Origin of the sequence: Croceitalea sp. MTPC6 (genome assembly GCF_036985525.1) — a bacterium.
GTDB lineage: Bacteria > Bacteroidota > Bacteroidia > Flavobacteriales > Flavobacteriaceae > Croceitalea.
Genome location: NZ_BTGR01000001.1, coordinates 881,010 through 893,652 on the forward strand (window position 1 = coordinate 881,010; position 12,643 = coordinate 893,652).

Genomic DNA, 12,643 nt, shown 5'->3' on the forward strand with positions numbered 1-12,643 from the left:
TGTTTCCTCAGGTCGTTTTTTATTTTTAGAACAGCTAATTAAAATATAGACCATGAAGGCAATTTTTACCCTTTTACTTTTTACGATCACTGTTGTTGTATCGGCTCAAAATGATGTCACTTTGGATTATTATTTACCCCAAAATGTATCTTATGATGATGCAATACCAAAACCTGCAGATGTTATTGGTCATGAAGTTGGTGAATGGCATGTTACCCATGATAAGCTCGTTTTTTACATGCAAACTTTGGCAAAAGCCAGTGATAGAATGACGATTGAAACAAGAGGAGAAACTTTTGAAGGTAGACCAATTTTATTGCTCACTGTCACCTCTCCAGAGAACCATCAAAATCTGGAACAAATTCGAAAAGACCATATAGCGTTGAGTGAAAGTGGTTCTGGTAATTTAAATACTTCAGAAATGCCAATTGTGGTATACCAAGGCTTTTCTATCCATGGTAATGAACCTAGTGGTTCTAACGCTGCTTTGGCCTATGCATATTACTTAGCGGCTGCTCAAGGACCAGAAATAGATGCAAAGCTTAAAAACATGGTTATTCTTCTAGACCCGAGTTTTAATCCAGATGGTTTACAACGTTTTGCTTATTGGGCAAACACGAACAGGAGCATTAACTTAAACCCTGACCGAAATGAGAGGGAATATCACGAAGTATGGCCTGGTGGGCGAACTAACCATTATTGGTTTGATATGAATAGGGATTGGCTACCTGTACAATTACCAGAGAGCAGAGCACGTATCAAAACCTTTCACAAATGGTTACCAAATATTTTAACGGACCATCACGAGATGGGTACTAATTCTACTTTTTTCTTTCAACCAGGTGAGCCTACACGTGTAAATCCACTTACTCCAAAAATTAATCAAGAATTAACAGCAGAAATAGGTACTTACCATGCCAAAGCTTTGGATAAAATTGGTTCCTTGTACTACTCTGAAGAGAATTACGATGATTACTATTATGGTAAAGGTTCCACTTTTCCAGATGTAAATGGAAGTATCGGTATTCTTTTTGAACAAGGGAGTTCTCGTGGCCATATTCAAGAAAGTGAAAATGGAATCCTAACTTTTCCCTTTACAATTCGTAATCAATTTACTACTGCACTTTCTACTATTGAAGCAGCTCAAAACATGCGTTCAAAAATATTGGATTACCAGCGTAAATTCTATAGTGATATTAAAAGTGAAGCATCCAGAAGTAGAACAAAAGGTTATGTCTTTGGGGATAGCAAGGATGCTTCTAGAGCTTGGCACTTGGCCGAGGTATTAAATCGTCATAAGATAAAATTTCACGAATTGGCTTCAGATGTTACCATATCTGGAAAAGCATACAAAAAAGGTTCTAGCTATGTAGTTCCTCTAAATCAGAAAAATCCAAGGCTGATCAACGCCATGTTTGAAAAAAGAACAACATTTACAGATAGTCTTTTTTATGACGTTTCAGCTTGGACTTTGCCACTATCGTTTAATTTAGATTATGCAGAGTTAACTTCATTATCAAATGCTGGTAATGAAATTTCAAATTTCCAGCCATTATCAGGTGCAGTTAGTGGACAAAGTAATTATGCCTATTTATTTGAATGGCATGAGTATTATACGCCACGTGCCTTAAATGCTATCCTAGAAAAAGGATTGCGTGCAAAAACCGCAAAGTCTCCATTTAGCTTAGAAGGCAAGAACTATGATTACGGAACTATAATGATTCCTGTCCAAAATCAGAAATTAGACTCTAAAGCATTATATACTTTTTTGAACGAGGTAGCTAAAGAGAATCAACTGCAAATTACTGGGGTTTCTACAGGGCTCACCAAGGGAATTGACTTGGGAAGTAATGATTTTGACCCCATAAAAAAACAAAACATAGCTATCCTTGTAGGCGATGGGGTACGTTCCTATGATGCAGGAGAGATATGGCATTTATTTGACACCCGATACAACATGAAAATCACAAAAATCGATACCAAATATTTTAATAATGTTGATTTGGATAAGTATACCGATTTGATTTTACCAAGTGGTTGGGGGAGCAATATCCTAGATAAAAAAGGAGCTGAAAAAATAAAAGAATGGGTCAAAGATGGCGGAACTGTAATTGGTTATCGCAATGTAGCTAATTGGTACAAGAAAAATGGGTTGATGAAGTTAGAGTTGAAAAAAGATTCCATGGTGGCCAAAAACATAGCATTTGACCAAAAAGGAAATTTTATAGGGGCACAAGTTACTGGAGGTGCTATTTTTGAGGCAAAACAAGATCGTTCGCATCCGATAAATTTTGGTTACAAAAACGATAAAATATCCTTGTTCAGAAATACCAATATTTATATAAAACCTGACAAGAATAGTTACAACAACCCTATTCAATACACCAACGACCCTTTACAAAGCGGTTATATTTCTGAGGAAAATGAAGAACTGATTAAAAATAGTGTTCCATTTAAAGTTCGCCGGTTGGGAAGAGGACGTGTTATCCTATTTACAGACAACACCAATTTTAGGGCATTCTGGTATGGAACTAACAAACTTCTCATGAATGCTATTTTCTTTGGACAGATGATGTAAACCCTATTTTAATAAAGATAAAATTCAAAACGGCGTGCCCAACTACTACTAGGCACGCCGTTTTTATTGAATAACTATTACTAATTATTATTGCCATTAAAAGATAAAAAATAGGATAGAAAAGCATAGAAAACACAAACCGAAAAGTACCCATGAACTCTGGTTCTGGAACTGTAGGTTTAACAACTACCCTCCAAACAAGGTAAATAGGTAGATTTAGCAATACAAAAAGGAATTTTATAATCCCTCTATGGAAAACATTGTTTGATTTAAGGTTTTGAGTCTCCCTATTGAGTGTAACGCTTTTAATTCGTGCGTTTACCTCTTTGGGGTATAAAAAATTTACGCCTTCATTTTCCAAAATACTATAGATGCTGTCATAGTTAGCTTCATCCTCTATGTTTGTTGTTAAAAGTTTAAGCTGCTCGGCTACAGTATATTTTATTTTTGAAACAGTATCATTCTTATTCTCATTCAAAAAGTCTTGAACACTTATGGGTTTTCCAAAATACAATGCTGTACTATCCGGGAAATTAGTTGCCCTCAGATAGTTATGCCCTACAGGAACAAGTTGTATTTCTAACTTAGGGTTCTCTTCTAGAGCATTAAATAGCAAACGGGTAAATCCCTTGCTCAATGGGCGGACTCTTCGCTTTAAATTATGGTCTGCTTCAGGAAAAATAAGTAGTGTTTCATTATTATTTAATAATTCCCCACATTGATTAAAAATTGCTTGGTTTTTTGACAAGGTATCTTTTCCATCACGCATCCGATAGATTGGAATCATTTGTAAAAAATAAAATAATGGGCTAAACAACTTACTTTTAAAAACATCAGAGCGTGTCAAATACCATGGCTTAAGACTATTTCTAGTGGCAATCAACAGCACATCCAACAATGCATTTTGATGATTGGAAAGCAGTAGTATTGGCTTATTCTTGGGAATATCTTCCAAACCAATAACTATTATCTTTTTGAAGTAAAAAAAGAGTCCGAAAGAAATCCAATATTTAAAAAAATAGTACCCTAGTTGTTTCAAACCAATTCTTCTTTTTTAATTGGTTGATACCCCCAGAAACCGGCTAAAAGCAATCCGGACACCAAATGCCAAATGCCCCAAAAAGCAGTCAATAAAGCCATGCCACCAAGACCATCAAAAAAAGTAAAAATCAATAAAAGACCCAATCCTGAGTTTTGAATACCAGTTTCAATAGTTATACTTCTGATGTTTTCCTTAGAAAAACCCATAGCCTTTGCTAATGAAAAACCAGTTAAAAAAGCTATTAGATTATGCAGTAGCACAATCCAAAAAACATAAAAAACATAGTCCAAAAAAATCTCTTTGTTTTTATAAAGTGCCAAGAATATAAGTGCCACAAAAAATATCAAAGATGCTACCCTAAAAAACTTTGCCAGCTTTAGAGCAAAGCTTGGCTTTATATAATTTAATAACATCCCAAGGGCCAAGGGCAAACCAAGCAATAAGGATACCAATTTTATCATCTCTAATGGAGAAATCGCTACTTCCCTGAGTATAACTGCCGTTGGTCCATAAAGTGATCCCCAAAACTGTAGGTTTAATGGTGTCATTACTATTGCCAGCAGTGTAGCTATTGCAGTTAAGGTAATAGAAAGTGCCGCATTACCTTTGGCAAGGTGCGTAATAAAGTTTGAAATATTACCTCCTGGGCATGCAGCGACCATAAACATGCCCAATGCAATACTCGGTAAGGGCTCAATTATAAATACCAATATAAAAGTAACTATGGGCAACAGTATAAACTGACTAAAAACACCAGTAAGTACAGCTTTTGGTTTTTGAAATAGCCGTTTAAAGTCACTAACGGAAATTTCTAAAGCGATACCGAACATTACCAAAGCCAAAGCTAAGTTTAAGGTCCAAAGCGTATTGGAATCAAAATTAATATGAACGTTATCTATGATTTGTTCCAAATATTATGAGATTTTAAGTCCGTTAGGAATGTCAAAGCTTGGTTGCAATAAAATAACATCATCATCCTCGACAGCACCCAAGATAAGGCATTCACTCATAAAATCTGCAATTTGCTTTTTAGGGAAATTAACTACAGCAACAATTTGTTTGCCCAGCAAGTCTTCTTTTGCGTAACGCTTTGTAATTTGAGCAGAAGATTTTTTTACTCCCATTCCCAATCCAAAATCAATTTTAACTTGATAAGCGGGTTTGCGTGCTTTTGGAAAATCATCTACTTGGATTATAGTGCCTACTCGCATATCAATTTTGGAAAAATCTGACCATTGTATAGTTTCGCTCATAGTCTTTAACTTTGTGGCATAAAATGTACAATTCTTCTCAGAGAATTAAAAGTATTCTATTATGGCAAGGACACCCAGTAATATGCTTCCCTTAGGAACCAAAGCTCCAGAATTTACGCTTCTGGATACTGTAACCAATAAAAAATTAGCTCTAAAAGAACTAAAGGGGAATAAAGGGACTGTAATACTATTTATTTGCAATCATTGCCCTTTTGTGATTCATGTAAATCCAGAAATTGCAAGACTTGGAGAGGAATATCAAAAGAAAGGAATTGGTTTTATTGCAATCTCCAGTAATGATGTGGACAATTATCCACAAGATGCACCACATTTAATGACAAAAGTCGCTCAACGAGAAGGGTATTCTTTTCCTTATTTATATGATGAGTCCCAAGAAACTGCTCGTGCTTATGATGCAGCGTGTACACCAGATTTTTATCTGTTCGATGAAGAATTAAAATTGGTTTATCGTGGACAATTGGATGATTCCAGGCCTGGAAATGGATTGCCGTTAACGGGTTGGGATTTGAGAAATGCCATGGATAGTTTACTATCCAGTGGCGCAATTGTAGAAAGTCAAAAACCAAGTATTGGTTGCAATATAAAATGGAAGTAAACTTAGAACCAGTAACATTATCTAATATTGAGTTTTATATTTCCGTAGGAATTCAATCTTATAAAGAGCATTATTTACACCTCTGGAAAAACCAAGACCCCTCTCCTTTTATAAATGCTCATCTCACAAAAGAATCGGTTGTACAAACGCTAAATGATTCAAAACAATTATTTTACCTGATCAAGGCAAATGAGTTTAACGCAGGTATTTTAAATCTAACCCTAGACTCAGACAAGGAACCATGTATTCCTAAAAAGAATTTATTATTAAATAAGATTTATATCCTACAATCTTATTCTGGAAAAGGTATTGGCAGCAAAACTTTAAGTTTTGTGCATGAATTAGCTAAAAGACATGAAAAAGATTCTGTATGGCTATATGCTATGAAAAAAGGAAAGCCTATAAGGTTTTATAAAAAACATAAATATAGAATTGTCAAAGAATCCTATATAGAATTACCTAATGTTCTAGAAACTGAAAAGGAAATGTGGTTAATGGAACGAAAATTGTAATTACCAACCTTCCCGTTTTATCAGATTCTCTATATGTGCAAAATGGTGGCTGCCATGCCAAGCATACCTGCCAACGTTTTCCTCCAATGTGGTTTCCTCATTACCTTCTGGATGGGTAAATTTTTTCAATAAGTCTTCTTTTGAAAGACCTTTTAGCAAATACACCAATTTGGCATGTACTGCCTTTAAATGGTCCAGAGACATTTGGATAGGTGCAGTTTTTGCGTCAAATAGATTTGACCATTCTTTTTCAAAATAGGGTTTAATAGTAGGGTTATCCTCGGTCAAAGCCCACTTAAAACGTATATAACTGTGATGATGACTATCTGAAATGTGATGAACTAGTTGTCTAACTGTCCAGCCTCCTGGTCTGTATGGAGTTTCTAATTGCTGTTGTGAAAGTGTGTTGACCATTTCTTCCAACCTGGCTGGCAAGTGTTCTAAAATTGAAATCCATTCTTTTAGTTGTTCGCCACTAATTTTCTCAGGGATTTTATAATGGCCAATAGGATATCGTAGCTGTTCTAGAGTCTTTTCTTCCATATATTAAAAGTAGTAAACCTAAGGTAAATTAGCTTGTTACCATTGGTGAAAATAATCTTCTTTGGTCCAATTAAACATAACAAGTAAATGTGTAAATCATAAGCGGATAAACACAATTTCCATTTAATTAATAAAAAGATTACAAATAATTAAGACAAAATCCCTCATTAACAACAAATTAATTGTACTTTTGCCGCTCAAATTAATTTTTTTTAATATTTATTATGAGTAAAGGAACAGTAAAATTCTTCAACGATTCTAAAGGTTATGGATTCATCACTGAAGACGGTTCAAACACAGATCACTTTGTACACATTTCAGGTTTAATCGATGAGATTCGTGAAGGTGATGTTGTAGAATTCGAACTACAACAAGGTAAAAAAGGATTGAACGCCGTAAATGTACAAGTTATAGATTAAGGTATACAGCACACTTTTTTATAAGATAAACCCCCGCCAAATGGCGGGGGTTTTTATTTGAATTTTGTTTAACTTTTTACGCAACCATTCATAAAATAACTATCTAAAGGTTGAACAATTACAATTAAAGTTACCCCAATAAATAAACACAACCATGATTACCTTTTTCGGGATACTTTCTACATTATTGATAATAAATATCTTTTTATTATTTGTAAGCGTTAATGGGTCTAAAAAATAAGTAGGGTATTTTTACGTTAAGTTGTTATAATAGAAATAGTTATTTCAATAATATAACCTCCAATACCGTAATGAACACATTTTTTACAATCCTGCTTTTTTTGCTTGTCATAAACATATTCCTGTTGTTGATAAGTGTGAACAGTGCAAAATAAAAAAGCTCCCATTGTTGGAAGCTTTTCTTTTTTAATGCCTTTTTAGTTTGTAGCTATTTGACATCCATTAATTCCACATCAAATATTAAGGTAGCATCTGGTGGAATAACACCTCCAGCCCCTGCACTACCATAGCCTAATTGTGATGGAATTACAAAACGAGCCTTATCCCCAACTTTTAACAGACCAATACCTTCATCCCAACCTGCAATTACCTGTCCTGTACCTAACTGAAAATCTATGGGTTGATTTCTCTTAAAAGAAGAATCAAAAACTTGTCCATTAGTTAGACTACCTTCATAGTGCACAGATACTGTTTTTCCATTTTCAGCCTTTGTACCAGAACCGGTCTGTATCATTTTATAGCGTAAGCCAGAAGCAGTTTTCTCAAAACCTGCAGCAAGTTTTTCCATCTCAGCTTCCGCCTTTGCTTTTTTTTCAGCAAGTCTTTTTTCTCTAGAACCTTCAAAAGTTCTAAAAGCTTCAATCGCATTCCAGTTTTCTGCTTCGGTTCCCACACGAACTATTTCTAAAGTATCTATCGCATCATCTTGGGCAATGGCATCCACAACTTCTTGTCCATGTTCCACATGACCAAAAACAGTATGCTTATTATCTAACCATGGCGTTGCCACATGTGTTATAAAAAATTGACTGCCATTGGTTCCTGGACCAGCATTGGCCATAGAAAGCACTCCTGGACCTTCATGTGTCAATTCTGAATGGAACTCATCATCAAACTGATAACCTGGACTGCCTGTTCCAGTTCCCTGGGGGCATCCACCTTGAACCATAAAATCTGGAATCACCCTGTGAAATTTAAGTCCATCATAATAAGGCTTCCCTTGTGGTTTGGCATTATTCTCCATATTACCTTCCGCCAAGGCCACAAAATTACCAACCGTTCCTGGTGTTTTGTCGTGGGTTAATTTTACTAAAACCTCTCCTTTTGTAGTATTAAATTTTGCGTAAATACCGTCTTGCATCTTGCTCATTTTTATTGAGGGGCAAAGGTAGGGGTTTTTGCACTTTAAGAAAATAAGTTGCTGTAAAAGGTTGAAGCTTCTAAAATTATTGAAGAAAGTCTAGCGGGCTTTTTACTTGTAAAAGACTTCTTTTTGACACATGGGTGTATAGCATAGTTGTTTTTATACTATTATGTCCTAAAAGTTCCTGGATTAAACGTAAATCTGTTCCCGATTCTAAAAGATGTGTTGCATAAGCGTGCCTGAGACTATGTAATGTTACGTCTTTTTTTATATCTGCTCTTTTACATGCATTGATGAATACAGCTCTTAAGCTTGCTGATGAATATTGTTTTTTCTGACCCTCAAATAAGTAACTTTTAGGTTTATACTGTTTATAATATTCACGTAAAATGATTCTCAATGATTCTGGAAATGGCAACTGTCTATCCCTCTTTCCTTTTCCTGCTTTTATAGTTATGATTTCTCTATCCTTATCTATATGAGATACTCTTAAATTAAGAAGTTCCCCACTCCTTAACCCTAATGCATATATAGTTGTTAGCATTGCCCGGTGCTTTAAATTCTTTGTTAAATCGAACATTAGTTTAACTTCTTTGAGCGAAAGAATGTCTGGCAATACTCTTTGTGGTTTTCTTGGCCTTAGCGTATCTAAGTCTAAGTTTACGCTATGTATTTCTTGCATATATAATTTTAGAGCACTTAATAATTGTTTTTGAGTTGTATATGCGTAACTTCTTTTTAGAATAATTTCCCTTAACTTTTGAAACAAAAAAGAATTATCTAATCTATGAATCTCATGGTTTTCTCCTATAAATGAGTCAAAAGCTACCAATAAACCTACATATGAATTTATCGTATTGGTACTATATCTTTTAATTTTTAAGAGTTGTTCAAAATCATAAAACCTGCTCATATACCATAATAGCTTTGTATATGCGAAAGTTACATTAATTTATACTCATAAACATCGAATAAAGATGGTTATGAGAAGTTTTTTGTTAATTTCGATATATAACATTGTTATCATCAAGCAAAAAAAAACAATTCAACAAAAAATGAAAAGACCCGATTTAATAATAAAGGTGAAAGTGCTTTCAGAAAAAGAAGGAGGACGAAAGACACCTTTCTTCAATGGATATCGAGGTCAATTTTATTACAATGATTCTGATTGGGATGCGGCATATGAAATAATTGATAAATCAGAAGCTAAACTAGGGGAAGAAGTTGAACTTAAACTTATAACTTCAAGTAGAGAAATTCACTTCGGTAAATTTGAAATTGGAAAAGAAGTAAAAATTAGAGAAGGTAGTAGAATTGTAGCCGAAGGGCAAGTAATTAAAATATTGAATCAAAAATTTGAAAATTGGAATTTAGAGAAATTTCAAGAAACAACAGCTAAAGAATTGAAACCATATTTTGGAGATAACATTTTGGGGTTTAAAGTAGATTTTGACCACTTTTTAGATAATGAAGATTTGTTCGAAGGTTTAGAGATTTTGGAATCATCAAATCCTAAACAAATCCTGACGATTAAATTAAAGAAAAAGGAAAATATCCTTGCACCTGTTTATCAATTCATAACTAAACAATGGAGGGAAAATCTAACATTAGGTTCAGATAGATTAAGGATAGATTACGAAACAGATGATTTAAGTAAACTAAAAAAAATGGAGATGCAATTTGCGACTTGGAGTACTATCTATATGACAGGAAAAATAATTGTTGAATAAAAAGAAGCCAGATGATAACAATGTGTATGATGTTCATTGCGAGCAAAAGCTCGCAACGCCACATACACGAGACCGTTGTAAGTAATGCTGAAAAACCCAGAAACCGAGTGAATAAAACGATATTTGAAATTACCAAAATGGACTGTCCTTCCGAGGAAAATCTAATCCGAATGAAATTGGACGGAATTTCAAGTATTGCGAATTTGGACTTTGACATTCCGAATCGAAAACTGACCGTTTTTCACAGCGGAGAAACCGACCAAATCGAAAAGTCCGTTATCGAACTGAATTTAGGTGGAAAAAAAATCTCGACCGAACAGACCGACCAAACGGAATTTAAAGAAAACGCAAACCAAAAAAAGCTACTTTGGTCTGTACTTGCAATCAATTTTGCCTTTTTCATTATCGAAATGACAACGGGAATAATCTCAAAATCAATGGGACTTGTTGCCGACAGTTTGGATATGCTTGCGGACAGTTTCGTTTACGGAATTAGCTTGTTTGCGGTTGGCGGAACGTTGATTAAGAAAAAGCGGATTGCCAAACTTGCTGGATATTTTCAAATTACACTTGCGATTATCGGATTTGTGGAAGTTTTAAGAAGATTTTTCGGAGACGAGAAATTACCCGATTTTTCGACAATGATTATCGTTTCGATTTTTGCACTTATCGCAAACGGAATTTGTCTTTACATTTTGCAAAAGTCAAAGAGCAAAGAAGAGGCACATATGAAAGCGAGTATGATTTTCACCTCAAATGACGTGATTATCAATTTAGGAGTTATAATCGCTGGACTTTTGGTAAATTGGTTAAGTTCGAGCAAACCTGATTTGATTATTGGAACAATCGTTTTTATTTTGGTAATTCAAGGAGCGTTTCGGATTTTGAAATTAAGTAAGTGAATGAAAAAAGCACTACTTACAACAATGTATATAAAACATAGCTATTACAGGCTTTCCGAGAGGTTTGTGTGTATTTGCGAAGAACGCCAAATTTTTAAATTTGGCTCGTGCATAATCTGAAAAGTTAGCGTCTTTTTACACGCTACGTTTCATATACGAGACCGTTGTACGCAATTTCACAAAATTTAAACATTGGATTTAGAAAAAATACATAAAGAATGTCGTAAAATTTATCACGATGGATTTTATAGTATCCCCCTTGAGGAGAACGCAAATGAGGCAGGGATTTTTGGATACGGCCCCTCAAATGCATGTAAAGTTTATGACAAATTAACTGATGAGAAATATAGTAGCGACAATTGTATCGGAGAAAATTTTAATCAATTAATTCAAAACGTTAAAGATGGTTGGTTTGAAAATTCTACGCCAACCACTAATCTTTCCTTCTATTTTATGAACTATTTCCTTCTACTATATTTGTTTGTAGAAAGAGTTGATTTGATTTTCGAAGTTGTTAATAAAGACGGTAAATCGAAACTTTTTAATGATTTTCAACATCACAATTTTAAAACTCTTCGTAAAATTAATAAATGGGCTAATTTCATCAAACATCCGAAAGAGTTTCTTTTTACACATTGGCCGACATATTTCATAGAAGGATATGAAGGAATTGAAATTGGAAATGAAGATGTGAAAATAGATACTGATTTTATTTTCAGTCATTACCACAACGCTCGACAACCAGCGCCAATAATTTTAGAAAACAACCAGAGAGTATTTGTAGAAGTACCTGACCTCAAAAAAATCACAGAAGGGTTTTGTAAAGAAATGAATGTGTTTTTTGATTTTATTTGTGGAAATCAAATTGTGGCAGATTTTCTAAGAAAAAAGTCGACCATAGAGCATTATTATGAGGAGGAAAATCATGAATCTATAAGCGAGGAGGAATAAAAACTGCGTACAACAATGCCTAAACGTAATGCGGACTTTTGGGCTTAATCTAAAGGTCTGTGTATATTTATGAAGTCGCTAAATCTTATGGATTTAGCTTTGGACATGAAAAAATAAAACTAAACAGTAAGCTTTAGCTTCGTGCGCAGACGGAAACGAAAAGTTTCCTTACTACCGCACTACGCTTAGCCGCAACGTTGGCAACAATTAAAAAAATGAATAGAAGAAAAATTTGGTTTTTTAGTTCTTTAATCGTGACTTTTTCCACGATTATATTATTAGTTACGGGCTCTTCATTATTGATGATAGCAATGGATGATGCTAATTCTATTCCTCTTGGAACTTTTATAACTTGGGCTGGAATGATTGCACTTCCATTATCTGTATATTGGGGAATAAAAGAGTTACGAAAGCCATCGGAAAAACAGAACCGAATTCTCTCTGGATTCATTAAAATCATTATTATTTTGGGAATTCTTTGGGTACCAATATCATATTTACTTGCTGGCAATCTCTCATTCTCATTTTCGGAAAAAGAAACATTTCAAGGTGGACAGGATGCAATGAAATGGTTTTGGCGCTTAAGTTATGGAATCGGAATTGGTTCAATTTTGACAATTATTGTCTATTGGATTTCGCTAATATTAAAAAAAAATAAAACTGTTGCCAACAATGTATAACCGCAATTACGGCGGATTCGACTACGTCCGAAT

Annotated in this window: 14 protein-coding genes; 8 read left to right on the forward strand and 6 right to left on the reverse strand. The window is 34.4% G+C overall.

Annotated features, from left to right (window positions below):
* Positions 1–52: 52 nt before the first annotated feature.
* Positions 53–2,578: a M14 family zinc carboxypeptidase gene (locus AACP56_RS04095; RefSeq protein WP_339333142.1), complete on the forward strand. Its 2,526-nt coding sequence runs from the start codon at positions 53–55 to the stop codon at positions 2,576–2,578.
* Here AACP56_RS04095 and AACP56_RS04100 read toward each other — a convergent pair.
* The 3 genes from AACP56_RS04100 to AACP56_RS04110 are packed head-to-tail and all read right to left on the reverse strand — an operon-like array spanning position 2,553 to position 4,873.
* Positions 2,553–3,617 (reverse strand): lysophospholipid acyltransferase family protein, encoded by a 1,065-nt coding sequence (locus tag AACP56_RS04100; RefSeq protein ID WP_339333140.1) that lies wholly within the window; start codon positions 3,615–3,617, stop codon positions 2,553–2,555. The genes AACP56_RS04095 and AACP56_RS04100 overlap by 26 nt on opposite strands.
* On the reverse strand, positions 3,614–4,531 hold the full coding sequence (locus tag AACP56_RS04105; protein WP_339333138.1) for a bile acid:sodium symporter family protein: 918 nt from the start codon (positions 4,529–4,531) through the stop codon (positions 3,614–3,616). Before AACP56_RS04105 ends, AACP56_RS04100 begins: the two co-directional genes overlap by 4 nt.
* A gap of 3 nt (positions 4,532–4,534) precedes the next feature.
* On the reverse strand, positions 4,535–4,873 hold the full coding sequence (locus tag AACP56_RS04110; RefSeq protein WP_339333136.1) for a tRNA-binding protein: 339 nt from the start codon (positions 4,871–4,873) through the stop codon (positions 4,535–4,537).
* A 61-nt stretch (positions 4,874–4,934) separates the two neighbouring features.
* Here AACP56_RS04110 and AACP56_RS04115 point away from each other — a divergent pair, with 61 nt between their 5' ends.
* Both AACP56_RS04115 and AACP56_RS04120 read left to right on the forward strand, forming a co-directional pair.
* Positions 4,935–5,489, forward strand: a complete 555-nt coding sequence (locus AACP56_RS04115; RefSeq protein WP_339333134.1) for a thioredoxin family protein — start codon at positions 4,935–4,937, stop codon at positions 5,487–5,489.
* Entirely contained in the window at positions 5,480–6,001 is a 522-nt protein-coding gene (locus AACP56_RS04120; RefSeq protein WP_339333132.1) for a GNAT family N-acetyltransferase, read from the forward strand. The genes AACP56_RS04115 and AACP56_RS04120 overlap by 10 nt, the downstream gene beginning before the upstream one ends.
* Here the strand turns inward: AACP56_RS04120 and AACP56_RS04125 are convergent, their stop codons facing one another.
* Positions 6,002–6,544, reverse strand: a complete 543-nt coding sequence (locus AACP56_RS04125; RefSeq protein WP_339333130.1) for a YfiT family bacillithiol transferase — start codon at positions 6,542–6,544, stop codon at positions 6,002–6,004. It lies immediately after the preceding gene.
* 224 nt (positions 6,545–6,768) lie between these two features.
* On the opposite strand from AACP56_RS04125, the gene AACP56_RS04130 reads away from it, so the two are divergent.
* Positions 6,769–6,963 (forward strand): cold-shock protein, encoded by a 195-nt coding sequence (locus AACP56_RS04130; RefSeq protein ID WP_275648494.1) that lies wholly within the window; start codon positions 6,769–6,771, stop codon positions 6,961–6,963.
* A 448-nt stretch (positions 6,964–7,411) separates the two neighbouring features.
* Here the strand turns inward: AACP56_RS04130 and AACP56_RS04135 are convergent, their stop codons facing one another.
* Positions 7,412–8,344, reverse strand: a complete 933-nt coding sequence (locus AACP56_RS04135) for a peptidylprolyl isomerase (protein WP_339333128.1) — start codon at positions 8,342–8,344, stop codon at positions 7,412–7,414.
* 85 nt (positions 8,345–8,429) lie between these two features.
* Positions 8,430–9,260, reverse strand: a complete 831-nt coding sequence (locus tag AACP56_RS04140) for a tyrosine-type recombinase/integrase (RefSeq protein WP_339333126.1) — start codon at positions 9,258–9,260, stop codon at positions 8,430–8,432.
* A 142-nt stretch (positions 9,261–9,402) separates the two neighbouring features.
* Between AACP56_RS04140 and AACP56_RS04145 the strand changes: the two genes are divergently transcribed.
* From AACP56_RS04145 to AACP56_RS04160, 4 genes are all read left to right on the forward strand, one after another.
* Complete coding sequence (locus tag AACP56_RS04145; protein WP_339333124.1) at positions 9,403–10,077, forward strand: EF-Tu C-terminal domain-related protein; 675 nt, start codon at positions 9,403–9,405, stop codon at positions 10,075–10,077.
* Positions 10,078–10,184: 107 nt separating this feature from the next.
* Complete coding sequence (locus AACP56_RS04150; RefSeq protein WP_293162893.1) at positions 10,185–10,979, forward strand: cation transporter; 795 nt, start codon at positions 10,185–10,187, stop codon at positions 10,977–10,979.
* Between the two features lie 192 nt (positions 10,980–11,171).
* Positions 11,172–11,930: a hypothetical protein gene (locus AACP56_RS04155; protein ID WP_339333122.1), complete on the forward strand. Its 759-nt coding sequence runs from the start codon at positions 11,172–11,174 to the stop codon at positions 11,928–11,930.
* Positions 11,931–12,145: 215 nt separating this feature from the next.
* Positions 12,146–12,610, forward strand: a complete 465-nt coding sequence (locus AACP56_RS04160) for a hypothetical protein (RefSeq protein WP_339333120.1) — start codon at positions 12,146–12,148, stop codon at positions 12,608–12,610.
* The last annotated feature ends 33 nt before the right edge of the window (positions 12,611–12,643 follow it).